This is a genomic window from Streptomyces sp. NPDC056361 (genome assembly GCF_042262805.1).
Classification (GTDB): domain Bacteria; phylum Actinomycetota; class Actinomycetes; order Streptomycetales; family Streptomycetaceae; genus Streptomyces.
Window position 1 is genome coordinate 72,639 of sequence record NZ_JBHJQI010000013.1, and the last position, 25,021, is coordinate 97,659.

A 25,021-nucleotide genomic window follows, 5' to 3' on the forward strand; every position below is an offset into this window, starting at 1 on the left:
AGGCGAACCGGCCGCCGGTGCTACTCGCGGCGGCCCGTGGGGGGTCGGCGGCTGCCGGCGCGGTACGGGGCGGGCCAGGGTGCGGCCGGGCCCTCGTAGCCCTGCTCGGCGGCCGCGTGGAGGGTCCAGTGCGGGTCGTAGAGGTGGGGGCGGGCGAGGGCGCAGAGGTCGGCGCGGCCTGCCAGGAGGAGGGAGTTGACGTCGTCCCAGGACGAGATGGCGCCGACGGCGACGACGGGGATGCCGACGGCGGCGCGGATGAGGTCGGCGTACGGGGTCTGGTACGAGCGGCCGTAGGCGGGGGCCTCGTCGGGGACGACCTGACCGGTGGAGACGTCGATGGCGTCGGCGCCGTGGGCGGCGAAGGCGCGGGCGATCGCGACGGCGTCCTCGGCGGTGGTGCCGCCTTCGGCCCAGTCGGTGGCCGAGACGCGGACGGTCATGGGGCGGTCGTCGGGCCACGTCTCCCGTACGGCGTCGAAGACTTCGAGCGGGAAGCGCAGCCGGGCATCGAGCGATCCGCCGTAGGCGTCGGTCCGGTGGTTGGTGAGCGGGGAGAGGAAGCCGGAGAGCAGGTAGCCGTGGGCGCAGTGCAGTTCGAGCAGGTCGAAGTCGCAGCGGGCGGCGCGGCGGGCCGCCGCGGCGAACTCCTCGCGTACGGCGGCGAGTCCGGCTCGGTCGAGGGCGCGGGGCGTCTGGTTGACGCCGGGCCGGTACGGGAGCGGGGAGGCGGCGACGAGCGGCCAGTTGCCGTCGGGGAGCGGCTGGTCGATGCCCTCCCACATGCGGCGGGTGGAGCCCTTGCGGCCGGAGTGGCCGAGCTGGACGCCGATCGCCGTGCCGGGCGCCTGGGCGTGCGCGAAGGCGGTGATCCGGCTCCAGGCGTCGGCCTGTCCGTCGGTCCAGAGGCCGGAGCAGCCGGGGGTGATGCGGCCTTCGGGGCTCACGCACACCATCTCGGTCATGACGAGTCCGGCGCCGCCGAGGGCCCTGGCGCCCAGGTGGACGAGGTGGAAGTCGCCGGGGACGCCGTCCTCGGCGACGTACAGGTCCATGGGCGAGACGACGATCCGGTTGCGGAGGGTGAGTCCGCGCAGGCGGAAGGGGGTGAACATGGGCGGTGTGCCGGGTGGGCAGCCGAAGTCGCGTTCGACCGTGTCGGTGAAGGCCGGGTCGCGCAGCCGCAGGTTGGCGTGGGTGACGCGGCGGCTGCGGGTGAGCAGGTCGAAGGCGAAGCGGCGGGTCGGCCGGTCGACGTGGTCGGCGAGTTCCTCGAACCAGCGGAGGCTGGCGGCCGCCGCGCGCTGGGTGGACTCGACGACGGGGCGGCGGACGGTCTCGTAGGCCCGCAGCGCCTCGGTGAGGTCGGGGTGTTCGCCGATGGCCGTGGCGAGGGCGAGGGCGTCCTCGACGGCCAGTTTGGTGCCGGATCCGATGGAGAAGTGCGCGGTGTGGGCGGCGTCGCCGATGAGCACGGTGTTGCCGTACGACCAGCGCGCGTTGACGACGGTGCGGAAGGCGGTCCAGGCGGAGTTGTTCGCGCGCAGTTCGCGGCCGCCGAGCGCCTCGGCGAAGATCTTGGCGCAGCGGGCGGTGGATTCGGCCTCGTCGAGTTCGTCGAAGCCGGCGGCCCGCCAGACCTCCTCGCGCATCTCGACGATGACGGTGGACGAGTCGGTGGAGTAGGGGTAGGCGTGGAGTTGCATCACGCCGTGCTCGGTCTCGGCGATCTCGAAGCGGAAGGCGTCGAAGGGGAAGTCGGCGGCGAGCCAGATGTAGCGGCAGAGGTGGGTGGTGATCCCCGGCCGGAAGTGCGCGGCGTGCGCCTCCCGGGTGCGGCTGTGGACTCCGTCGGCGGCGACGACCAGGTCGTGGGTCGCGGCGAGCTCGGCGGCGGGCGGCGCCTCGGTGCGGAACCGGAGCCGTACGCCGAGCTCGGCGCAGCGGGCGTGCAGCAGCTCCAGGAGCCTGCGGCGGCCGAGGGCGGCGAAGCCGTGACCGGTGGAGGTGGTGCGGTGGCCCCGGTGGACGACGTCGATGTCGTCCCAGCGGACCAGTTCCCGGCCCAGCGCCTCGTACACGGCCGGGTCCGCGTCCCTGATGCCGCCGAGGGTCTCGTCGGACAGGACGACGCCGAAGCCGAAGGTGTCCGAGGGGTCGTTCCGCTCCCAGACGGTGACCTCGCGGGCCGGGTCGAGCCGCTTGAGGAGGGCGGCGGCGTAGAGCCCGCCGGGGCCGCCCCCGATGACGGCGATACGGGCGGGGGTCGGGGCGGTGCCGGGCGCGGGGCGCATCGCTAGCGGCCCTGCCATTTCGGGGGGCGCTTGGCGGTGAAGGCGGCGTGGAACTCGGCGTAGTCCTCGCCGTGCATGAGGAGGGCCTGGGTGGCCGCGTCCAGTTCGACGGAGGCGGCGAGCGGCATGTCGAGTTCGGCGGTGAGGAGGGCCTTGGTCTGGGCGAGGGCGAGCGCGGGGCCGTCGGCGAGGCGGCGGGCGAGGGCGGCGGCGCGGTCGTCGGCGCCGCCCTCCTCGGTCAGCTCGCTGAGCAGGCCGATGCGCTCGGCCTCGGCGGCGTGCACGGGTTCGCCGAGCATGAGGAGCCGGGTGGCGTGGCCGAGGCCGACGACCCGGGGCAGCAGGTAGGCCGCGCCCATGTCCCCGCCGGAGAGGCCGACCCGGGTGAAGAGGAAGGCGAAGCGGGTGGTCGGGTCGGCGATCCGGAAGTCGGCGGCGAGGGCGAGGACGGCGCCGGCGCCGGCGGCGACGCCGTGCAGGGCGGCGACGACCGGGAAGGGGCACTCGCGGAGCGCCCGGACGACCTGCCCGGTCATCCGGTTGAAGTCGAGGAGTCCGGCGGTGTCGAGGGAGAGCGTGGCGCCGATGATCTCGTCGACGTCGCCGCCCGAGCAGAAGCCGCGCCCCTCGCCGCCGAGGACGAGGGCGCGGACGGTCCGCTCGCGGGAGAGCTCGGCGAGGAGGTCGCGCAGGTCGGCGTAGGCCCCGAAGGTGAGGGCGTTGAGTTTGGCCGGGCGGGCGAGGGTGACGGTGGCGACGCCTCGGTCGATCTCCAGGCGCAGGTGCTGCCAGCGGGGCGTGCGGGGCGCGGAGCCGGTAAAGGGGCTCATACGGAACGGCCTCCTTCCTCCGTTCGGAGGGTATCACCCTACTGTGACTATCGTCACGAGTACGCGATAAAGGAGGTGTGGGCACCGCCCTCACAAGGTCCCCGGGGCGCCGTGACCGAAGTCCCCGACAGTGAGGCAGGGGTGCCCTGGGAAGCGGATTTTGCGCCTCGTAAGGTTGAAAACAGTACGTCCAGGGACAACTCCACCCCCGCTCGGCCACTCGCCCTCTCGGTGAAGGGAGCCCGCCCATGCCCGAAGCCGCCGGACCCGCCGATCCCGGCCCCTCCGACCCTGACCCCGCCGACCCCGACCCCGCCGGACCGGCCCCGGCCTGGCCCGCCGCCTTCTGGCGCATCCGGCTGCCGCACACGACCGCCGCCGTGCCGATCGCCCGTGCCCTGATCCGCGCCACGCTCGACGACCTCGGCCTCGAACCAGACGGCGCCGACCGCCCCGACAGCGACACGGCCGAGCTGCTCACCGCCGAACTCGTCGCCAACGCGGTCGAGCACACCGCCGGGCGGGGCCCCATCGAACTGGTCGTGGAACTGCTCGCGGCGCCCGGCGGCTGCCAGATCGAGGTCCACGACTCCGAACCCGTCCGGCCCGGCCGGCTCGGCTGCCCCGCCCCGGACGCGGAGGTCGACCCCTGGCAGGAGCACGGCCGCGGCCTCCTCCTGATCCGGGCGCTCAGCAGCGACTGCGGCCACCGGCCCACCGCCCAGGGCAAGGCGGTCTGGTTCACGCTCCCGGGGATACCGGCGCAGGGCCGGCCCCGGGAGCCGTAGGAGCGGGGACCGCGCGCGTCAGGCGGTCGGGGCGTCGCGGGGCGGACGGGAATGCGACGACAGGCCCTAGGCGGCAGGGCCGGCCAGGGTCGCGACGAGGACCGCCTTGATCGTGTGCATCCGGTTCTCGGCCTCGTCGAAGACGACCGAGTGCGCCGACTCGAAGACCTCGTCGGAGACCTCCAGCTCGGTCAGGCCGTGCCGGGCGTGGATGTCCCGGCCGACGGCCGTGCCCAGGTCGTGGAAGGCGGGCAGGCAGTGCAGGAACTTGACGTCCGGGTTCCCGGTGGCGCGCAGCACGTCCATGGTGACGGCGTACGGGGCGAGGGCGGCGATCCGCTCGTCCCAGACCTCCTTGGGCTCGCCCATGGAGACCCAGACGTCGGTGGCGACGAAGTCGGCGCCGCGGACACCCTCCGCCACGTCCTCGGTGAGGGTGATCGTGGCACCGCTGGTCTCGGCGAGCCCGCGGGCGGCGGCGACGATCTCCGCGGCGGGCCAGTACGCCTCGGGGGCGACGATGCGGACGTCCATGCCGAGCAGGGCGCCGGTGACCAGGTAGGAGTTGCCCATGTTGAAGCGTGCGTCGCCGAGGTAGGCGAAGGCGATCCCGTCCAGCGGCTTGTCCGTGTGCTCGGTCATGGTGAGCACGTCGGCGAGCATCTGGGTGGGGTGCCAGTCGTCGGTGAGGCCGTTGAAGACGGGGACGCCCGCGTAGGCCGCGAGCTCCTCGACGGCGACCTGGCTGTCACCCCGGTACTCGATGCCGTCGAACATCCGGCCGAGGACCCGCGCGGTGTCCCTGACCGACTCCTTGTGGCCGATCTGGGAGCCCGACGGGTCCAGGTAGGTGGTGGAGGCGCCCTGGTCGGCGGCGGCGACCTCGAAGGCGCAGCGGGTGCGCGTCGAGGTCTTCTCGAAGATCAGCGCGATGTTCCTGCCGCGCAGCCGCTGGACCTCGGCGCCCGCCTTCTTGGCGGCCTTGAGCTCGGCGGAGAGCGCGATCAGGGCGCGGAACTCCTCGGCGGTGAAGTCCAGCTCCTTGAGGAAGTGGCGGCCGATGAGGTCTGTGGCCATGGGACGCGCTCCTGGGGGTACGGGTCGGGGGTCGCCGGAGGGACGACGGACGGGGACTCTGGAAGTCTATACGAGCTTCGGCATTTATATACAGCCCCCTCCGCGGGCTCCTCCCGCCCAGCCCCCGGGCCTCCCCTCCCCGGGCCCCTCTCGCCCAGCTCCCCGCTCCCCTCCATGGGCTCTTCCCCGGCCTCCCCTCCCCGGCGCTCAGGCGGCGTCCCGCTCCACCGGACAGCTCATGCAGCGCGGGCCGCCCCTCCCCCGCCCCAGCTCGCTGCCGGGGATCTCGATGACCTCGATCCCCTGCTTGCGCAGGTGCGTGTTGGTCGTGACGTTCCGCTCGTACGCGACGACCACGCCCGGCTCCACCGCCAGCACGTTGCACCCGTCGTCCCACTGCTCGCGCTCGGCCGCGTGGACGTCCTGGGTCGCCGTGAGGACCCGGATGTCCTGGAGCCCGAGGGCCGCCGCGATGGCGCTGTGCATCTGCTCCGGCGGGTGGTCCGTCACCCGCAGGGACCGGCCCTCGTCGCCCGGCTCGATCGTGTACGAGCGGAGCATGCCGAGCCCCGCGTACTGGGTGAACGTGTCCTGGTCGACCATCGTCATCACCGTGTCCAGGTGCATGAACGCCCGCCGCTTCGGCATGTCGAGCGCGACGATCGTGCGCGCCGAACCGGCCGCGAACATCCCCCTGGCCAGCATCTCCACCGCCTGCGGCGTGGTGCGCTCGCTCATCCCGATCAGGACGGCGCCGTTGCCGATGACGAGGACGTCCCCGCCCTCGATCGTCGACGGGTAGTCGGACTGCCCCTCCGACCAGTGGTGGAAGGCACCCGCCTCCGCGCCGGTGAAGAGCGGATGGTGCTTGTAGATCGCCTCGAAGTGCACCGTCTCGCGCTGCCGGGCCGGCCATCGCATCGCGTTGATGGACACGCCGTCGTAGATCCACGCCGAGGTGTCCCGGGTGAAGAGGTGGTTCGGCAGCGGACCGAGCAGGAAGTCGTCCAGGTCGAGGGCGTGGAAGCGGACCGACGTCGGCTCCCGGTGCGCCGCCAGGAACTCCCGCTTCGTCATCCCGCCGACGAGCGCCTCGCCGAGCGCGACCGCGTCCAGCGAGTCGAACGCGGACCGCAGGTGATCGGCGGCCAGCGGCCCGTACTCCTTCTCGTCGAAGACCCGGTCGAGGACCAGGGCGCGGGCGGCCGGCACCTCCAGGGCCTCGCTCAGCAGCTCCCCGAAGAGGTGCACCACCACCCCGCGGTCGCGCAGCACGTCCGCGAAGCCGTCGTGCTCCTGCCGGGCCCGCCGCACCCAGAGCACGTCGTCGAAGAGGAGGGCGTCCTTGTTGGACGGGGTGAGCCGCTTCAGCTCCAGATCGGGCCGATGGAGGATGACGCGGCGCAGCCGCCCGGTCTCGGAATCGACATGGAATCCCATGCGCCCATCCTGACGGAGCCCGGCGGCCACGGCCTGCCTTTCGCGGCAGGCCGGGCCGGGGCGCGTCACCGGGGTGGGCGAGGACGGGGTCAGGTCAGCAGGCCCCACAGGCCGATCAGGGCGATCGCCACCACCAGGCCGCCGAGCAGCACGCCGGCACGGGTCAGGAAGCGGCGGGTGTAGCCGTTGCCGGGATCGTCCGGGTGACCGGCGGCCGGGGACACCGGTGATGCGGGCCTCGGCGGGGTGCGGGGCATGCCGTACGCCTCCTTCAGGAGCGTCAGCCAGACCGCGTCCGGCAGGCCGGGCCGGTCTCCGTCGACGATCAGCCAGAACGCCTGGCGGGCGGCCGGTTCCGGGTCCGTCCGCAGGCGCGACAGCAGCTCGGCGACCGTGGCGATCCGGGCGTCCCCGCCGGCGAGCACGGGCCGGACCGCCCAGCGGTACAGCTCGGCCGCGTTCGCCGCGCGCTGCTCCTCCGACGGGTCCGAGGGGTGCCGCACACCGGGCCGCGCCACGGCCCACAGCTCCCGGTCGAGCACCACCTCGCACAGCTCGCGGCGCAAGGGGTGCTCCCAGGACGGCAGCCGCCGGGCGATCTCCCCCAGCAACTCGGTGAGCACGGCGTAGTCCAGCGGGCGCCGCAGCACGTCGAGCAGCTCCCGGCTGCCGCCCCGCGCCACCATCCCCCGCGCCTCCTCCGGCCCCCGCGCCGTCGGCAGCTTGTGCACCAGCCCCGTCTCCGCCTCCCTTTCCTTCCCCCTCCCCCGCCCCCACGCCCGTCCGCGCCCCTTCCCCGGCCCGCTCCACTCCGCCGTCACGAGCGGCCGGACGAGGCGGGCGCAGTCACCGGCGTCGGCGTGCGGCGCGTGGTCGGGAGAGCTGTCACGCCCCGCGGGGGCGGAGGAGGTGGAAGGGGCGGAAGGGGCGGTCGGGGTGGAGGTTGTGGTCGGGGCGGTCGGGGTGGACGGGGCCCCCGGGGCAGGTTCCGGCGGCCGGTTCGGCATCTCGGGGTGATCGGGCTCGCGGGGGTCGCGCGGCGTCGGGGGATACGGGTCCCGGGCGGGCGAGGGGTAGGGGTCGCGGGAGGTCTGCGGGTGCGGGTCCAGGGAGGACGGAGCGTGCGGGTCCCGAGAGGCAGGCGGGTGCGAGTCCCGGGACGACGGCGCGTACGAGTCCCGGGAGGACGGAACGTGCGGGTCCCGAGAAGCAGGCGGATGCGGGTCCCGGGAGGGCGGAGTGCGCGGGTCCCGGCTGGACGGAAGGTAGGGGTCCCCCGGGGCCGGGCGCGGGTGCGGGGGCGCAGTGGAGGGCGGAGCCTCGAAGGCCGGCGGGTGCGGATCCCGGGTGGACGGAGCGTGCGGGTCCCGGGAGGGCGGAGCGTGCGGGTCCCGGGTGGACGGCGAGTGCAGGTCGCGGGAGGGCGGAGCGTGCGGGTCGCGGGAGGGCGGGTGTGGTGGCTGAGGGGTGGGGGTGCGGGGGTCGCCGGGGGTCGGGCGCGGGGTCGGGGTGGGAGGGGCGGCGGATGGGGGTGAGGGTTTACGGGGCGTGGGGGTGGGTTTCCGGGGTGGTGGGGCGGCGGTGCGGCGGTCGAGGGTGTCGAGGGCGCGGGCGGCGATGTCGAGGAGGGAGGCGCGGCGGGCGGAGGCGGCGACGTGGAGGGCGCCGCCGACGGCGTACTCGCGGCCTTCGCCCTCGACGACGCCGCGGAGGTGGTGGCGGACGAGGCCGGTCGCGACCGCCTCCGCTCGGTCTCCGTAGCGGTCGAGCGGGTCGACGCGGCGGCGTTCGGTGTTGCGGCTCGCCGCGCCGGACCAGCGGCCGACGAAGACGAAGCGGAGCGCGGTGACCTCGGCGGTGTCGTGGGTGGCGAAGGTCCACCGGCGGTTGGTGGCCGCGCCGAACATGCTGTGCAGTCCCCAGAGGACGCCGAGGGCGGTGTCGCCCCGCTCGTCGAGGACGGTGAACCGCTCGTCGGGGTGGCGCAGCAACTCCGCGACGGTGCCGACCAGTTCACGGGAGACGTCGGCGAGGGACCGGTCGAGCTCCCACTGCCCCTGGCCGACGGCGGTCGGGACGAGGGCCGCTTCGGGGACCACGGGCAGCCGGCCGCGTGCCTCGGCGGCGTTCACGGCGTCGGCGCCCTCCCAGTCCCAGGCGTGGAGCCCGAGGCAGGTGGAGGGTTCGAGGAGGTCGGGTGAGCCGACGAGGGCGTGGCAGAGGACGGAGGTGCCGCCGCCGGCGTCGGTGAAGGGGGTGCGCCGGATCAGCATGACGCCGGCGTTCTGCTGGAGGCGGATCAGCGCGGGCCGGGTCTCGTCCCCACTGGCCCGCAGGACGGGCCCGGAGATGCGGAAGAGGTTCTCCGCCTCCTCGCGGGGGCCCGACCAGGCGACCGGTCCGAAGCCGGTGCTGCCGGACGGGTTCTCGCTGTCCCAGCGGAAGACGATCTGGTCGACCTCGTTCTCCGGCCGTGTCATCGGGCGATCCCCTCTCCGGACTCCGCCCCGGGCAGCAGCCCGCACATGGCGAAGAGCGACAGCAGTGGTGCGAGGACGCGGCGCGGCCGGGCCCCGTGCGGAAATCGGTCGCCGCGCGCCTGTCCGCCGGTCGCGGCGACGAAGTGCAGGGTGCAGTCCGCGCAGTCGTCGAAGGGCTTGAGCCAGGCGGCGCCGGCGTGGTGGGCGAGGAAGGCGTACGCGTCCCGGCTCTCGTCCCGGAGCGCCGCCGGGTCGTGGCGGCCGGGCAGGGCGCGGCCGAGCCAGCGGTCGACGGACGGTTCGAAGCGCACCAGGTCGCTCTTGTTGACGGCGAGCGCGGCCGGTGCGGCGACGAGTCCGCCGCGCTGCCGCGGGATGCGGTTGAGGACGGTGGTGAAGGCCTCGTCGCCGAGGTCGCGGCGCCGCAGCCCGCTCTGTTCGCGGACCGGGTCGAGGGAGGGCAGCCGGAGTGCCCGGAGCGGGTCGAGGACGAACACGAAGGCGTCGACGCCCATCAGGAAGCGGCCGACCTCGCCGTCCTGCGCGAGGTCCTCGCCCGCGAGGTCGAAGAAGACGACGGGCCGGGGGGTCGCCCCGCCGGCCGAGACGAGCAGCCCGTCGGCGAACCGCGCGAAGGTCTGCTGTCCGGTACGGCCCAGCTGCCGCCCCTCCTTGAGGCTCTGCACCCGTTCGCGCAGATAGGCGCGGTGCGCCTCGGGGTTGAGGGGCCGGCATTTCAGTCCGTACGGTTCGAGGCCGCCGAGCTCGACCTCGCCGAGCATCGCGGCGAGGAGGTGGGTCTTGCCGACGGAGGAGCTGCCGACGAGGGCGACGGACAGCGGTTCGCCGGTGGTGAGGTAGGGGACGGGGAGTTCGTGCTCCTCGTCGCCGTCGGCCGTGTGCGGGCACAGGTGGTAGGCCTTGCGCAGGGCGTCGGCGACGTGGCCGGGGCGGCGTTCGCCGCTGAGGTCGAGGGGGATCCGGTTGCCCTTGGCGTCGATGGTGACGAGCAGCCGTTCGTCGTAGGCGACGGGCAGCAGGCAGTGCGGGCACATCCGGCTCCGCGACGGCGGGTCCGGTACGGCGTCGGGCGGCAGCGACGGGGCGGCGGCGCGGGGCGGCTCGTCCCCGCCGCCGAAGATCCGGCCGAGGAAGGTGCGCGGCGCGCGCGGCGCGGGGCTGTCCCGGTCCACGTCCGCGGGGTCCGCCGCGCGGCGCTCCTCCGCGCCCGGGCCGGTCCCGTCGCGCAGGGCGCGTTTGCGGGCGAGTTGGAGGTCGTACTCGGTGCGCCACCGGGAGAGCGGGTCGGCCGCACCGACGCCGGTCGCGAGCGGGTCGGGCACGTGCAGGAGGCGCATGAGTTCGGCGGGGTGGGGCCGTTCCGCGGCGCGCGGGGAGTAGAGGCCGCTCTGGCCGAGGGCGGCGAGGCGGCGGTAGTCGGCGAGGTCGGCCGGGGGTCCCTCGCCCCGGTCGGGGCGGCCGGAGAGCAGGTAGTAGGCGAGTGCGGCGACGGACCACAGGTCGTCGCGCGGGTCGACGGCCCCGGCTCCGGCGCGCTGTTCGGGCGAGGCCCAGGGCGCGGCGCCGAAGGGTTCGCGCGCCTCGCCCGCGCGCAGTGCCGCGTACGGTTCGCAGAGCCGTACGCGTGCGCCGTCCCACCGCACGGTGTCGGGCGCGACGGCCCGGTGCACGAGGTCGATCTCGGCCATGAGCCGTACGGCCATCGAGAGTTGACCGGTGATCCGTTCCTGGTCGTCGGCACCGAGGCGCCCCGCCCACTCGGTGAGCGGCCGACCGGCGGGCGGCCGGTACAGCACGAAGGGTTCGGCGGCCGTCAGGTCGAACCCGACGATCCTGGCGAACACCGCGCCGAACTTCAGCTGCCCGTAACGCCGTTCGAGTGCGATGGCGGCCGACACCTCCCGTTCGAGGAGCCCGTACGCGTGCGGGTCGCCGTGCGCGGACGCCGTCAGTCGGTACTGGAGGACCGGCCACCCCGCGCCGAGCACCGCACGGCGCGCGACGACACCGGGTCGGCCGGGCTGCCTGTGGTCCTCCCCGTACCGCACGGCGAAGCGGACCGGCACCTCCTCGTGCGTGCGGAACTCCAGCTCCTGGTAGTAGGGGTGGGGCGGCGGGGTGGGTTCGCTGAGGTGGTCCGGGTGGTCGGGGTCGATCGGGGGGTACGGGTCGGCCTGGCGGTTCGGTTGGTTCACTTGGTTCGGTCGGCTCGGTTGGTTCGGGTCGGTCACGGTTCTCCCGCCTCCTCGGCGCGGACGGTGTTCACGACGTCCGCGCGCAGCGGTACGAGGCGGAGGATGCCGGCGTGCCGCCCCGCCCCGGTCCACACGACGTCCTCCGCGGTGCCGCGCCAGACGTCGTCGCCCGCCGCGCCGCGGCGCATCGCCTCGGGCACGAACCGCACCTGCCGGGCCGCGAGCGGGTCGTGGGAGAGCAGCCGCAGGTGCTCGGGGCCGCACAGCGCGACCGTGCGGCCCGGGTCGTCCTCGGCCAGGAGCAGCCGGGCGACCGCGTCCGGGGCCACCCCGGTGAGCCGGGCGGCGTCGGGCCGGTCCGAACGGTCGGTGAACGCGGCGAGCGCGGTGAGTGCCTCGCGGTCCCGCAGCCCGTCGTCGACGGGCGGCGGCGAGGCCGCCACATCGCGCTCCAGACGCAGCCGCGTCTCGTCGAGCAGCTCCCCCAACCGCTGCTCGTACACCGCCGTCGCGGTCGCGCCGGGGTCGCGCTCGATGCCCGCCCAGCACCGGTCGAGGATCAGCACCGCGCCGCCGACGAGGTCGCCGACGAGCGTGTCCACGAGTGCGGGGCCCCCGTCCCCGTACCGCCGCTCCAACCAGCCGGGCACGGGCCCGGACCCGGGCACGGACACGGACGGGAAGGGGGGCGGGGGCCCGCCGCCGGGGACTCCGGAGACCTTGCCGTGCGGGCGGCCGTAAGAGGAGGACGAGCCGTACGGGTCGGATGGGCGGTACGGGTCGGATGGGCGGTAGGGGCCGGAAGAGTCGAAGCGGTCCGCCGGGTCGAAGCGGTCGGATGAGCCGTAGGGGTCCTCGGAGCCGGACGTCTCGAATCCGCCGGACCCGTCGACCGAGCCGGTCCGGTCGTGCGGGCCGGCCGGCTCGAACGGGTCGGCCGGATCGCGCGGATCAGCGGGATCGAACGGGTCAGCCGGGCCGAACGGATCAGCCGGATCGCGCGGATCAGGCAGGCCGAACGGATCGGCCGGATCGCGCGGATCAGGCAGGCCGAACGGATCGGCCGGATCGCGCGGATCAGGCAGGTCGAACGGGTCGCCGGGCGACGGAGACCGGTACGGGGCCGCGGTCGGGGGCTCGCCGTCCAGGTCGGACCAGGCGTCGGCCTCGTCGCCGTCGCCCCAGTCCTCCCAGCTCCAGGAGGCCGCGCCGCCGGCCGGGGCCGGGGGCGGTGCGGTCGCCGGCCTCGGCGACCTGCCGGTGGTCCGCTCGGGCGCGTACGGCCGGCCGTGCGCGTCGGCGGTCGCCGCGAGGGCGCGGAGCAGGTGGGCCACGGCGCCCGCGCCGGCCGAGCAGTGGTGGCGCACCTCGGCGAAGAGCCAGTCGTGCACGGCGGTCGTCACGACCAGGGCCTGGATCTCCCGGAGGATCCGGCCGGCCTCCTCGGGGTCGGCGCGCGCCCACCAGTCGTCCACGGCCCGGGTCCAGTCGCGCAGGGCGAGGAGGCCGACCGCCGCCGCGGACACGGTGAACGCGACGGCGCCCGCCCAGGCCGGCGGGCCGACGAGCTGGCCGAGGACCGCCCCGGCGACGCCGCCGACGAGCCCGCCGGCGAGGCGGGGCGCCGCGCCCGTGGCGCCGCCGCCGTCGATCCGGCCGTCGGGCGAGCGGTTCGGCCGGTGCCGCAGCGAAAGGCGGGCGAGCCCGGCGGCGAGGACGGCGACGGCCGGGCCGAGCGCCCAGCCGAGGACGGGCCAGACCCCGGCGAGCAGGGCGAGGAGTCCCGTCACGGCGAAGGCCGCCGGGCGGGAGCCGCCGCCGGTGAAGGGGTGGCGGCCGCCGAGCCGCCGCAGCCGCTCGGGACCGCAGATCGCGTCGAGGCGGGCGAGCCGGGCGGCGCTGCCCACCGGGGCGGTGCGCGCGGAGAGCGCGGAGAGCCGGGCCGCGACGGACCGCAGCGGCAGGCCCTTGCCGATCAGGTCGTGGGTGTGGTCGCGCAGCGCGGGCACGATGCCGGTCCGCGAGATCTCCCGCGGCATCTCGGGGAGTTCGATGCCGCGGTCCCTGAGCAGGCCCCGGTGCTCGGCGGTGAGCCGGGTGCCGCCCGCGGCGCCGAACGCGTCCGCGACGGCGGTACGGAACCGGGTCAGCTCCTCCGTCACCTTCTCGACGTCACCCGGCAGGTCCACGGTCCGGCCCACCCGGGTGAGGAGCCCGGCCGCGCCCCGTACGCGCTCGTAGCCGTCGACGGCGTCGCCCAGCGCCTCCTCGCAGGCGGCGAGCCGCGCGCCCGCCCTGCCCTGGGGCGGGAGCCAGGGGTGGCCGGAGAGCGAGCGCGGCACGCCCTCGTCGAGGAGCAGCGCGAGCGCCCCTGGCACCTGGTCGGCCGAGACGCCCCCGGCCGGGACGTCCGGGCCGGTCAGCCCCTCCACCGCCTGCCGCCAGGCGCGTGCCCGCGCCTCGTCGGTGAGGTCGTGCTCCAGGACGCGGACGGCGGGCACGGCGACGCCGTGCACCACCTCGCCGAGCGCGCGGAGCACCGCGTCGAACACCTCGGGCGTGGACAGGACCTCGACCAGCGGCCGCAGCACGGCCTCGCCCGGGACACCGTCCTCGGCGCCGTCGAACACCCACAGGACCCCGGCCTGCGGCGGGCGCAGCGTGAGGGAGCGGCTGAGGTTCCGCTCCCCCCGCGCGCCGACGGCGAGACAGACGATGTGGGCGGGCCCGTAGGAGAAGAGGCGCTCGTACAGCAGCTGGTGGGCCACGAGCCGGTCGGCCGCGTCGACGACGAGGAAGCGGCGCTCACCGCCCGGCTGGGGCGCGTCCAGGGCCGCGCGCACGGCGGCGTCGGCGTCGTACGCCTCCGCCGTGCGCAGGTCGAGGCAGACGGCGTGGCCGGGCATCGGCCGTTCTGTGAGTACACGGGAGCTCACTCCGCCTCACCGGCCCGGTCGCGGCGGCGCGGCTGGTCCCCGTAGCCGTCCCCATAGCCGTCGTCGAAGCCGTCGTCGAGGCCGTCCCCGTAGCCGCCCTCGTAGCGGTCGCCGAAGCCGCCCTCGTCGTCGAGATCGTCGTCCGAGCCGTCGTCCGGGCCGTCGTCGAGGCCCGCGTCGACGTCGTCGTACAGCGGCCCGAAGTCCGGCTCGGGCTCCAGTTCCCAGTCGCCTTCGTAGACGGACCCGCCGTTCCCGTACCCGTACGCGTGCCCGTTCGCGTTCGCGTTCCCGTGCCCGTCCTCGTCCTCGTACCGGCCCCCGTTCTGGAACCCGTTCTGGACCCCGTTCCGGTGTCCTTCCTGGTGTCCGTTCTGGTGTCCGGCGCCCGGTCGGGGCTCGTACCGGTCCCGGGGGACGCGGCCTTCGGGGCGGCCGCGGCCCGGGGGCGGGACCGGACCGCGCCGGGGTGCCGGGCGGCGGCCCTGGCGCGGTGCGTGGCGTTCGTACAGGGTGCGGAGGTTGGAGCGGGTGGGGCGGGAGGCGCTGGGGAAGCGCATGTCGAGGGCGCCGGGGTAGGTGACCTCCCAGAAGTGGCGCAGGGGGGCGAGCCACTCGGTGTCCGACTCGCCGTACTCGGCGGCGAGTCGGTCGATGAGGGCGAGCTGGCGCGGGGCGATGTCCTCCACGAATCGGGTGAAGAGCGCCGACGGGGGCGCGGGGACCTGGGCGAGGCCCTTGGGCAGGGTGCGCATGAGGCGTTCGCAGAACTGCTCGATGATCTGGCCCTCGTCGAGCAGCGCCCAGCGTTCGTACGCGCGGAGCAGTCCCGCCCAGCTGGAGAGCGAGCCGTCGAATCCCTCCAGGCGGAGCGACATGGTCGCGGACTCGCCTTCCTGGAGCCGGATGCGGACGAGGTGGGGGGAGGCGGCCGGGCCCTCGGCGGCGATGTGGTCGTTCCACATCGCGCAGAGCAGGCGGTGCAGGATGCGCTGGCGGTCCTGCTCGGTGGAGACGAGCCAGTCGTCCTGGTAGCCGAGGCGCTGGCGCCAGTGCAGGAAGTCGCCCTCGCCACCCGAGTCGCGGGCCTCGGACCAGAGGCTGAGGACGCTGCGGACCTCGGAGATGTCGGTGAGGTTCATGCCGCTGCGGAAGAGGACGACGGTGATGGAGTCGGTGTCGACGGCCCGGCACTCCGGGAACACCCGTGAGGGGAGGTTGAGTTCCTGGGAGAGGAAGCCGGCGGCGCGGCCGTCGGACTCGCTGGCGGGATGCACGATGAGGATCTTGAGCGGGCCGCTGCCGTCCGGGATGAACCCCACGGGGAGCAGTCCGGCGAGCCGGGAGCGGAACTGGTCGAGCCAGCGGGGGTCGACCTTCGCCTCGGCGGTCTCGTCGCCCGAGGCGGCCCGCAGCAGGAGCTCCATGGAGGGCAGCAGGGGGCGGGCGAACACGTCCTCGTTGGCCTCGCCGAAGAGGCGCTTGACCCGCCGCTCGACGACCTGCTTGATCTCCTTGACGGCCGCCCCCGAGGAGCGGCGGACCGCGTCCAGGGCGCGCCGCCAGTCGTCGGGTCCGACGAGCCGGTCGAGGAGGGTCGCGGCGTCGGTGGTCTCGGGCAGGCCCTCGCTCTGGGCGAGCCGGTCGACGACGTCGTCGTAGAAGGCGCGCAGGGTGTTCTGCGGGGGCAGCAGGTAGGCGATGCCGGCGCGGTCGTCGCGGTAGAGCTCGCGGCGGCGGTCGGCGAAGACCTTGCGCTCGTCCTGTTCGTGGGCGCGGAGCACCTTGGCGAGTTCGGCGACCTCGCTGGTGACGCGGTTGAGGGACGGCCGCCACTGGGCCTCCCCGGCCTGCCAGCCGCGGTGCCAGAGGACCCGGGCCCGCCACTGGTACCAGGCCTCCTGCGCGGCGAGGGCGTCCTGCACGTCGGGGTCGGCCCACCGGGCCGGAACGACCCCGCCGACGCTGCCCCTGATCCGGGGGATGGCGGGGGCCGACGTCTGGACGTGCGGGGGCCGTTCGGGTTCGTTGCGCCGGTTGTCGAGCATGCCGGTGAAGCCTTCCCTGGCGACCCGGTCGGGGTGGCCCGGCAGGCCGGCGAGGACGGTTTCGAGCTGGAACGGGCCGATGGTGCCGAGGAGTTCGCGGGCGCCCGTGCCGGGCCTGAAGTCCTCGGTGAGGCGCGGGATCTCGCGGGAGAGGTGGATGTCGAGGCGGTGCAGGGACTCCTCCATGTCCTGCAGGCGCTGGCGCAGTTCCTGGGTGATGTCCCTGCTGCCCCTGGGGAGTTGCTCGGGCAGGGGTACGTCGGGTGCCTCGCGGCTCCAGAGCCGGCCGACGCCGGAGCGGGTGAACAGGTCGCGGACGTGGTCCTGTCCTTCCCGGGCGGGGCGCCGGGCGCGCTCGGACATGCCGCGGACGGCCTGGGCGAGGAGCCGGGCGGCGACGATCTCGGCGAGGTCGTCGACGGGGACGGTGAGGGAGGCGGCGAGGCTGGTGGACATGCCCCGGTAGCCGATGCCGGTACGGGCGGGGGTGGCGCGTTCCACGCTCTTGTTGATGAAGCTGGCGGCGAAGGACTGGTAGTCGTCCTCGGCGCGGTTCACCCCGCCGCTGTCCTCGCCGAGTTCGGTGCCGATCAGCGACATCACCATGGCGGTGATGGAGCGGCGCAGGTCCTCGCTGCCGATGACGGCCGGCTTGGAGAAGAGGAAGGCGGTCTGCATGGTGGCGGGGCGCAGCGCGACGAGCCCGTCGCCGGGGTAGGTGACGCTGAGCCGGCCGTGTTCCTCGACGTCGCCGACGGTGTCGAGGGCGTCGGGCACGTTCTGGTCGTCGACGAGCCGCGACAGGTCCACGAGGGCGCGGGCGGCGTTGAGTTCGGCCTCGCGTCCGCCGCCCGCCTCGGGCGGGAAGGCGGAGGGCATGACGACGAGCGGGTAGATCTTCACGCCGGGCACCTTGGCGTTGCGGAACTCGTGCCCGATGAGGTGGATGAAGTCGTAGAAGATGCCGGCGCCCGTGCCGCCGGCGACGGAGAAGGCGACGAAGACGTCGCAGCCGCGGATGCGGCCGCCGCCGACCCGCTTGAGGTCGCCGGCGGCCTGCCCGATGGCCCCGATGGCCTCGCGGAGCTGCCGCAGGACGGGTTCGAGGCCGGAGCGGACGGTCGCGAAGAACGCGGCGCGGCCGACGGTGGGCAGCTGCCCGGCGCCGCTGTTCAGGGGGGCGACCCGCGGCTGGCGGGCCTGCGGCGGCAGCCACAGCCGGGTCTCCTCGTGGACGGAGACCCGCAGCATGCGGGTCACCTCGGGCGAGGAGTCGAAGTCGGTGGGCAGCAGGTCGCGCACCATCCGGGAGGTACGGGCGAAGGCGGCGCCCTCGGCGCCCTTGGCCCGGAACTGCGGCTGGCTCAGCAGCTCGCCCTCGCTGAAGTCGGCGTAGACGAACTGGAGGCAGTCGGGCAGCTGGAAGGGCAGCCGTCGGCCGCCGTCGACCAGGTCGGTGCCGTCGGGCCCGCACAGCTCCCGGCGCAGACTGCGTTCGAGTTCGCTGCCGATGCGTCCGCCGGTGCCGCCGAGTCCCACGAAGAGCATGGGCTGGTAGATCTTCATGTCGTCTCCTCGGTGACCCGTTCAGAAGTTCTCGTCGTACGCGCCCGCGCCGGGTGCGGCCTCGCCGGATCCCGTGCCGGCGTCGAAGCCGGTGCCCGCTCCCGTGCCGCCGCCGGTGCCGGGTCCCGTGCCCGCCTCCGTACCCCTGCGCCGTCCCGTGCCGCCGGGTCCCGCTCCCGTGCCGGACCCGCGGGGGCGCCCGGAGCGGCGGGACCACGGGAGGTCACGGGTCCGCTGCGGTTCCACGCGGCCGCCGCGGACGACGAGTTCGTGGTCGCCGAGGGAGATCGGCTCGCCCGTCCTGACGGGGACCTGCGGGCCGCCGCGGGGGCGGAGGAGCAGTTCGCCGCCGCCGGTGCGGCGCAGGACGTGGGAGGCGGAGGCGGTGCCGCCGCGGATCCGGCGGAGGGTGGGCGGGGCTCCGTACGGCTCGTCGACGGTGAAGGCGAACACGCCGCCGGGGCTCTGGCCGCGCCGGATCGGCAGCGAGTAGAGGTTCCTCCCCTCGCGGCCGAGTTCGAGGGTGAGACCGGTGAGGTCGCGGCGGCGGCGCCGGGCGGCGAGCCGGACGGCCGCGAAGGCGGCGAGCAGCAGCAGCACGCCGGCGCCGCCGGCCGCCTCCTTCCACCAGCGGTCCCACCAGGTGGGCGGCGCCACGACCCGGGCGTCCAGGTAGTCGGAGTCGAGGGCGACGTCGCCGTCGGTGTCCACGACCGTGACCTGACCGCCCAGTTCGCCGAGGGGCGTGGAGCCGCCGAGGGCGACCGTGAAGGGGACCCTGGTGCTCCCGCCGGGCGGCGCCGTGACGGTCGTCGGGGCGAGGGTGAGCTCGGCTCCGGGCGTCACGTCCTTCAGGGCGAGGCGCAGGGTGTGCGGGGCGGAGTCCTCGTTGGTGATGTCGAGGGTGCCGCGGACGGTGCCCCCGGGGTACACGGTGGCCTGATCGACGGCGAGCCCCGCGATCACGGGCCGCGGCCCCTCGGCGACCCGGGCGTACAGCGGGCGCAGGTCGGAGGTGATGCCGGGGGCGGCCATGCGGGTGACGAACTTCAGGTCGCCGGTCGCGCCGGCGGGGACGGTGAGGCGGCCGGTGAAGCGGACGTCGCCGGCCTTGCGGTCGGGCGCCCGGCCGTCGTCGGCGAGCCGGAACGTGACGGGCGGGAAGCCCGCGCCGCTCATCTCGGCGGTGACGGCGACCCCCGCCAGCTGCCGGGGGTCGGAGATGACGACCCCGCGCCTGGTCTGCATCCGGGCCTGCACGGTGATCTCCTCGCCGGCCCGGGGCGAGGCCGGGTCGAGGGTGACGTCGGAGCGGAGGCGACCCTGCCAGATGGCGCGGACGGCGACCTCGCGGTCGCGGTGGCCCTCCGGCGCCTCGATGTGCACGCGCCAGCGGCCGGGCAGCGGGTTCTTCACGCGCAGCGCCTCGACCGGGCCGTCCTGCCCGCTGACCTCGAACAGCGAACCGTCGAACTCGCCCCGGGCGGGCACCTTGCGGCCCGCCGGGTCGAAGTACGTCACCCGCACCTTCGGGTCGTGCTTGGAGACCGTGAGGGAGCCGTCGGTCGCGATCGGCGGGATGGTGACGGTCAGGTCGGCGGGCGGCTTCCCGGCGGTCCCGTGCGCGATCCGGGCGCAGCGGGCGGCGGCGAAGGTCTCCTGGAGCGCCGTGTCGATCTCGGCGGACGTGCCGACGACCCGCATGCGCGGGGCGGAGCCGGGGACGTCGGAGCAGGCTCCCCGGTAGCCGCCGTCGGCCATCGCGGTGAGCGCGGCCCGGTCGATGGCGCTGCCGAAGCCGAGCGGCCAGATCTGCACGCCGGCGGCCCGCGCCCGGGCGAGCTCCTCGGTGAGCCTCCGCTGCCCGTTGGCCTGGCGGCTGTCGCGGTCGGTGCCGTACTCGGGGCTGTCCGCGACGTCCAGCTTGCCGTCGGTCAGCAGGAACACGACCTTGGGGACGGCCGGAGTCTTCGCCCCGGCCGCCCCGTCGCCGCCCTGCGTCAGACGGGTGACGGCCTGGCGGATCGCCGCCGGGAAGTCGGTGCCCGGGCCCATCCGCTTGTCGTCGCGGCGGCCCAGTCGCTGCACGCAGTCGCTGAGCCGCTCGCGGCCGGCGGCATCGGCGACGATGAGCGGGCACACCTCGCTGACGGGCGACTGGCCGGCCTTCTCCGAACTGGCGAAGCCGATCACCGCGGCCCGGGAGCGCTCCGATATCTCGCCCTGGCTCAACAGCGCGGCCGCCTCGGTCTCCCTGGCCAGGTCCTTGTCCGCCAGGCTCGCCGACTGGTCCACGACGACGGCGAAGTCGATCGGCTCGGGGCCGTCGGAGGGCCCGGCGGCCGACCGCGCCGCCCGGAGGGCGCCGGGGGCCGCGCCGGTTCCCGAGGCGGGGACCGCCGTGAACGGGGAGAGCGCGAGGAGCGCCCCGGCGAGGAGCAGGGCGCTCCCCTTGTTGGTCCACTGCATCTTCTGTCTCACCACAGTTCGCTGAAGAGGGCCAGGAGGGCGCCGAGCGCGAGCGCGCACACGCCCAGGCGCAGCCACCGGTACTTCGCCGCGAGCACGAGCCCGTGCACGCTGGCCTGTTCGAGGAGCCAGCCGGTCGCGTCCGCCCCCGACGCGGTGAGCCGCTCCCGCAGCACCGGCTCCGACGGGCCGGCCGTCAGCTCGCGCAGCAGCGTGCGGTCCGCCCCGATCCGGGTCCGGGGCAGCACCACCGAGACGAGCATCACCACCCCCGCCGTCCACAGCACCCCCGCCACCAGCAGGAACGCGAGTCCCGCACCGGTCTCGGGCAGCGGTCCCCGGTCCCCCGAGAACACCACCGCGAGGAAGGCGAGCGCCCCGGAGAGCAGGATCGCGGCCTTCGTGTCGGCCCGTCCGATGTCCTCACGGACGGTGGCGAGCAGCCGCTCGGCCATGAAGCGGAGCTCTTCGGGCGGGGTGGGGGCGGTCTCGGGTCCGGGTCCGGGCGCGGGTCCTGGTGCGGGCGCGGGTGCGGGTGCGGGTCCGGGAGGGGTGGTCGGGGTACGGTCCCGGGCGCCGGGCGGCACCGGCGTGTGGTCCGGCACCGGCATGTCGTCGGACACCAGCGCGCGGTCCGGCACCGGCATGTCGTCGGACACCGGCGTATGGTCCGACACCGGCGTATGGTCCGGGGCGCCGGACGGGGTCGTCACGCGTCGTCCCAGTCGTCGAAGTCGGCGCTGGGCCGGGTGGGGCGGGTGGGCCGGGAGGTGCCCCGTTCCCGGTCGGGGCGCTCGCGGTCGTACGGGTCGTCGCGGTCGTACCGGTCGTAGCGCTCGTACCGGTCGTGGCCGCGGTTCCATTCCCGCTCACCCGGCTCGCCCGACTCACCCCGCTCGCCCGACTCGCCCGGTTCCCCCCGCTCGCCCCTCCGGTCGCGCCGGTCGCGCTCCCGGTCCGAGCCGGACTCGACGCGGGTCGGCTCGTAGACCCGGGGCGCGGGAGGGGCGTCCCGCCGTTCGCGGTGCCCCGTCCCGCCCGGGGCGTCGTCGTCCCAGTCCGGGCGGCCGGGTTCGGGGTGCCCTTCCTCGATGGCGCGCGGGGAACGCGGACCTGCGGTGCCGGAGGGGTTGAGGACGCGGTCCGTGATGCCGCCGACGATGGTGCCGGTCTGGGAGCGCAGGTACATCAGCACCTGGTACATCTGCTCGCCGATGTCGTGGCGTTCGAGGACCCCGGTGTCCAGGAGCTGGGTGAAGACGGCGAGGTAGTCCTCCTGGCCCTGGCGGCGCTCCTGCTGGAGCTGGTTGCGGATCTCCCACTGCTTGTCGGGGTGGACCGCCATGTGGTGGGCGATCTGGGCCAGGTCGCCGCGCCGGAAGAGGGCCTCGATCTCGCGGGCGCGGTCGGCGATGAGCACCCGCTCGGCAGCGTCCTTGCGGCGCACCGCCTCGGCCTCGCGCGCGTCGGCCTCCATGGTGATGTCGATCCGGTCCCGCCGCTGGACCTCGGCCTTGACCGACTCCTCCAGGTCGATGAAGACGTGGACCCTGGTCCGCAGTCCGATGTCCCTGCCGAAGCTGAGACGGCCGGTGCTCAGCGCCTCGCGCACCGCCTCGTCGGCGCGCTGCGCGTCGGTGATCCGGAACCTCCGGGACAGCCGGCGCAGCCCGTCGAGCAGTTCGTCGTGGAGCAGTTCGGCGACGTCCTCGACCTGTTCCCGGACGACGAGGTGCGGGTCGGTCACCATCCACTGGATGCGGGCGACGGCCTCGAAGAACACGCCGTCGCCCGAGGCGGGCAGCTGGAGTCTGAACTCCGTGAGGTTCCGCCCGAGTTGCACTTCGAAGACGGTGTACGGGGAGCCGATCAGGGGCTTGTTGACGTCCTCCTTGCGGTCCGGCCAGACCACGCGGTGGCCGCCGTTGCGGTAGAGCAGCACGGCGGCGATCCGGCCGCTGCGGCGGCGGTACGGGGGCGCGTACTCCCGCAGCAGCGGGCCGCGCGGCCGTCCGGACGCGTCCGCGTTCCACGGTTCCCGGTCGCGGCCCTGGGGCCGGGCCTGCCCCCCGTCCTGTGCGGCGGCGCCGTCGTACCGCTGCCGCGCCCGCCCGTCGGGGCCCTGGCGGTCCGGCCCCCGGCCGTCCGGGCCGTGTCCGCCGGGGTCCCGCTCGTCCCGGCGCGCCCGGTCGTCCGGCCGTGCGTTCCCGTTCTGCTCGGGCCCGGTCATCGATTGGCTCCTTCCGTGACGGCGTCCCACATCCGCCGCGCCGCTCGTCGGTCCAGGGGCCGGTCGCGGTCCCTGACGAGTTCGTTCAGCAGTCCCCGGAGGCGGTCGCGGTCGCGGCGTTCCACCGCGAGGAGCGGGAGGAAGCCGCAGACGTGCCGGAGCGCCTCCGGGTCCTTCGCGGCCCGCCGGAGCAGGCCGCCGAACGCTTCGAGGGCCGCCTCGCCGGAGCGCGCCGTGGCGAGGGTGTGCCGCAGCAGCCGCGCCAGGTCGGGCGCGAGGCCGGGCCGGGTGGCGAGGAGCGCGACGAGCAGCGGCCGCGCCGCGTGCGGGTCGAGCTCGGGCACGTCCCGCAGGCCCCACAGGTGCGTGGTCCGGGTGCTCAGCGTGCGGATGACGGTGAGGAGGACCAGGTTGGCGAGGCCGAGCCGGCCGTCGTCGAGCCACTGGCGCAGCCGCAGCAGTACGGGTTCGGGTTCGCCGGAGGCGAGCAGCCGGGCGGCGCTGAAGGCGGCGTGCACGAGGACGTCGGTGTCGCCCGCCTCGCGGGCCCTGACGACCCGGGCGAGGGCGTCGAGCGAGCCGGGCACGTCCCCGGCGGCCAGGACGTAGCCGTGGGCGAGCAGGGCGGTCCCGACGAGCGTGTCCTCGTCGGACGCCGCCCATTCCTTGAGTACGTCGGCGACGGCCGGGCGGACGCGCGGGTCGCGGGCGGACTCGGCGAGGGCGGTCGCGGCGGCCATGCGGGCGACGGGTTCGTCCGTCGCGGCAAGGGGTGCGATCAGCTCGCGGAAGCCGTGGATCCAGTCCCAGGAACACAGCACGCCCGCGGCGATGGAGGCCCGCACCCACACCTCGGACCGCGGGTCGTCGCAGAGCGAGCGCAGCCAGCGGGCCACCGGGCCGCGGACGTTGTGGTAGCCGTGCCAGACCTCGCCGAGGACGGCGCCCGCGAGCCCGCCGCCCTGGAAGCGGACGGCCCGCACCGGCACCTTGGCCGGGCCCAGGTCCAGTTCGCCGTCTTCGAGGACCGCCCGGGCGAGCACCGGCCGGTGTTCGGCGTGTGTCCCGAACAGCCTGCGGCCCGGGGCGTGTTCGGGGTCGAGGGTGACGGCGAGTTCCCAGGCGAGGAGCTCGGCGGCCTCGGCGGCAAGGCTGTAGGCGGAGCCGTCGAAGACGGCGACGGCGATGCGGAAGGCTCCGGCGTTCAGGGTCGGCAGGGCCTCGGGGAGGGTGCCGGGCCGGTCGGCGCCCGCGAACCACTCCCGGGCCTGCGCGGTCACGAACGTGGCGCAGTCGGCGAGGAGTTGATCGTCGTCGAGCTCGCCGCGCCAGTGGCGGCCGAGGTGGTCGGCGAGCCGGGCGGCCTCGCGCGGCCGCAGCGCCTCCAGGCCGAGGGCGTCGACCACGTCGGGGCGCCGGGCGAGGGCGCGCGCGGTGTCGAGGGCCTCGCCGTTCAGTTGGAGCCGCAGGTGGCGGTGGAGGACCTCGTCGGCGGGCGGCGGGGCGCAGTAGACCCCGTAGCGGCCGCGCAGGAGCCGGTCGGCGAGCTCGCCGTTCTCGACGAGGACGACGCCGTACGCGTTCCGGCCGCGCAGCAGGTCGCCGAAGCGGTCCAGGTGCAGTTCGGAGAGGCGGGTGGCGGGCCGGGGCGCGCCGGCCGTCCGGTCGCCGGGGCCGGAGCGGGAGGGCCGGTGCTCGCTCTCGGTCCCGAGGTCCTCGGTGAGCAGCTCCAGGAGGTGCCCGCCGCCGTCCTCGACGGCCTCTTCCGTGATCTCGTCGACGCCGTGGCGCGGGTCGAGGCGGAAGACCTTCCCGTGGGTGAGTTCGTCGAGGAGGGCGAGTGCGGTGGCCTGGCGGCCGCTGCCGGGTTCGCCGCACAGGACGAGGACCCGGTGGTCGCGGAGCCGGTCCTTCATCCGCTGGTAGCCGGTGGTCTCGCAGTACACCCGGCCGAGGTGGGCGAGCGTCTCGGGCGGGACGGGCCCCTGGACGAAGTGCGGCGCGTGGTCGGGGCCGTACAGGGCGAGGACCTGGGGGCCCTCGTAGACGGTGCCGTCGCCGTGGATGGTGGTGTGCCGGTCGCCGGGGCCGCCCGTCAGGGTGCGGACGGCCCGGCGTGCGGTGGCGGCGCCGCCGGTGCCGCTCTCGCCGCCGAGGGGACCCCGGTCGGCGGACGCGAAGACGCTGGGCTCGCGCGGCTGGTCCCCGGTCCCGTCCCCCCGTTCGGCCCGGTCGCCGTCCCGGTCCCCCCGGCCGGCCCCCCGGTCCGCCCCTCGGCCGGCTCCCCGGTCGCCGCTCCTGCCCCCGCCCCGGTCCGCGCCCCGGTCGGAGCCCCGTTCGTGCCCGCCCGCCCGGTCGTCGGCGGCGCGGCCGGCGTCCTGGGGTTCGTTCCGGGACTCGCCGTCGTCCTGGTCGCTCACTCCGGCTCACCCGCCCCCGCCGTCTTGCGGATGCCGGTGAAGTCTCCGTGGATCGTGTTGCCGTGGACGTCGAGCAGGTCGCCCCCGACGGTGTACGTACGGTTCCCGATCCCGTTCCGGGGCGGTGGGGGGGCCCCCCCCCCCCCCCCCCCCCCCCCCCCCCCCCCCCCCCCCCCCCCCCCCCCCCCCCCCCCCCCCCCCCCCCCCCCCCCCCCCCCCCCCCCCCC

At 75.4% G+C, this 25,021-nt stretch carries 13 protein-coding genes; 1 reads left to right on the forward strand and 12 read right to left on the reverse strand.

Annotated features, from left to right (window positions below; all coding sequences use genetic code 11):
- Positions 1–20: 20 nt before the first annotated feature.
- Both ACFCY7_RS06750 and ACFCY7_RS06755 read right to left on the reverse strand, forming a co-directional pair.
- Complete coding sequence (locus tag ACFCY7_RS06750) at positions 21–2,294, reverse strand: bifunctional salicylyl-CoA 5-hydroxylase/oxidoreductase (RefSeq protein WP_376481959.1); 2,274 nt, start codon at positions 2,292–2,294, stop codon at positions 21–23.
- 2 nt (positions 2,295–2,296) lie between these two features.
- The gene (locus ACFCY7_RS06755; protein WP_367821282.1) at positions 2,297–3,124 is read right to left on the reverse strand and encodes an enoyl-CoA hydratase family protein; all 828 of its coding nucleotides are present in this window, start codon (positions 3,122–3,124) and stop codon (positions 2,297–2,299) included.
- Positions 3,125–3,372: 248 nt separating this feature from the next.
- Here ACFCY7_RS06755 and ACFCY7_RS06760 point away from each other — a divergent pair, with 248 nt between their 5' ends.
- Positions 3,373–3,912 carry an ATP-binding protein gene (locus ACFCY7_RS06760; RefSeq protein ID WP_376481961.1) on the forward strand — a complete coding sequence of 180 codons (540 nt, stop codon included), beginning with the start codon at positions 3,373–3,375 and terminating at the stop codon, positions 3,910–3,912.
- A 66-nt stretch (positions 3,913–3,978) separates the two neighbouring features.
- Here the strand turns inward: ACFCY7_RS06760 and argF are convergent, their stop codons facing one another.
- The 10 genes from argF to ACFCY7_RS06810 form a co-directional block, all read right to left on the reverse strand.
- A complete protein-coding gene (gene argF, locus ACFCY7_RS06765) occupies positions 3,979–4,989 on the reverse strand; it encodes an ornithine carbamoyltransferase (RefSeq protein ID WP_376481962.1) in 1,011 nt (336 codons plus the stop codon).
- A gap of 207 nt (positions 4,990–5,196) precedes the next feature.
- Positions 5,197–6,429, reverse strand: coding sequence for an arginine deiminase (locus ACFCY7_RS06770; RefSeq protein WP_376481964.1), 1,233 nt, complete (start codon positions 6,427–6,429; stop codon positions 5,197–5,199).
- Between the two features lie 89 nt (positions 6,430–6,518).
- Complete coding sequence (locus tag ACFCY7_RS06775; protein WP_376481965.1) at positions 6,519–8,909, reverse strand: hypothetical protein; 2,391 nt, start codon at positions 8,907–8,909, stop codon at positions 6,519–6,521.
- Positions 8,906–11,125 carry a hypothetical protein gene (locus ACFCY7_RS06780; RefSeq protein ID WP_376481967.1) on the reverse strand — a complete coding sequence of 740 codons (2,220 nt, stop codon included), beginning with the start codon at positions 11,123–11,125 and terminating at the stop codon, positions 8,906–8,908. The genes ACFCY7_RS06775 and ACFCY7_RS06780 overlap by 4 nt, the downstream gene beginning before the upstream one ends.
- A gap of 32 nt (positions 11,126–11,157) precedes the next feature.
- Positions 11,158–14,031, reverse strand: a complete 2,874-nt coding sequence (locus tag ACFCY7_RS06785) for a hypothetical protein (protein WP_376481969.1) — start codon at positions 14,029–14,031, stop codon at positions 11,158–11,160.
- Between the two features lie 26 nt (positions 14,032–14,057).
- Positions 14,058–17,675 (reverse strand): tubulin-like doman-containing protein, encoded by a 3,618-nt coding sequence (locus tag ACFCY7_RS06790; RefSeq protein WP_376481970.1) that lies wholly within the window; start codon positions 17,673–17,675, stop codon positions 14,058–14,060.
- A gap of 21 nt (positions 17,676–17,696) precedes the next feature.
- Positions 17,697–20,156 (reverse strand): VWA domain-containing protein, encoded by a 2,460-nt coding sequence (locus ACFCY7_RS06795; protein ID WP_376481972.1) that lies wholly within the window; start codon positions 20,154–20,156, stop codon positions 17,697–17,699.
- Entirely contained in the window at positions 20,153–20,803 is a 651-nt protein-coding gene (locus ACFCY7_RS06800; protein WP_376481974.1) for a Pycsar system effector family protein, read from the reverse strand. The genes ACFCY7_RS06795 and ACFCY7_RS06800 overlap by 4 nt, the downstream gene beginning before the upstream one ends.
- A gap of 50 nt (positions 20,804–20,853) precedes the next feature.
- On the reverse strand, positions 20,854–22,374 hold the full coding sequence (locus tag ACFCY7_RS06805; RefSeq protein ID WP_376481975.1) for a hypothetical protein: 1,521 nt from the start codon (positions 22,372–22,374) through the stop codon (positions 20,854–20,856).
- Complete coding sequence (locus ACFCY7_RS06810; RefSeq protein WP_376481977.1) at positions 22,371–24,794, reverse strand: hypothetical protein; 2,424 nt, start codon at positions 24,792–24,794, stop codon at positions 22,371–22,373. Before ACFCY7_RS06810 ends, ACFCY7_RS06805 begins: the two co-directional genes overlap by 4 nt.
- Positions 24,795–25,021 lie beyond the last annotated feature (227 nt).

Coding starts and splice junctions, on each gene's coding strand:
- ACFCY7_RS06805 (WP_376481975.1), bottom strand. CDS start 22,374: ATGACCGGGCCCGAGCAGAACGGGAACGCACGGCCGGACGACCGGGCG.
- argF (WP_376481962.1), bottom strand. CDS start 4,989: ATGGCCACAGACCTCATCGGCCGCCACTTCCTCAAGGAGCTGGACTTC.
- ACFCY7_RS06770 (WP_376481964.1), bottom strand. CDS start 6,429: ATGGGATTCCATGTCGATTCCGAGACCGGGCGGCTGCGCCGCGTCATC.
- ACFCY7_RS06750 (WP_376481959.1), bottom strand. CDS start 2,294: ATGCGCCCCGCGCCCGGCACCGCCCCGACCCCCGCCCGTATCGCCGTC.
- ACFCY7_RS06755 (WP_367821282.1), bottom strand. CDS start 3,124: ATGAGCCCCTTTACCGGCTCCGCGCCCCGCACGCCCCGCTGGCAGCAC.
- ACFCY7_RS06785 (WP_376481969.1), bottom strand. CDS start 14,031: ATGCCCGGCCACGCCGTCTGCCTCGACCTGCGCACGGCGGAGGCGTAC.
- ACFCY7_RS06775 (WP_376481965.1), bottom strand. CDS start 8,909: ATGACACGGCCGGAGAACGAGGTCGACCAGATCGTCTTCCGCTGGGAC.
- ACFCY7_RS06790 (WP_376481970.1), bottom strand. CDS start 17,675: ATGAAGATCTACCAGCCCATGCTCTTCGTGGGACTCGGCGGCACCGGC.
- ACFCY7_RS06760 (WP_376481961.1), top strand. CDS start 3,373: ATGCCCGAAGCCGCCGGACCCGCCGATCCCGGCCCCTCCGACCCTGAC.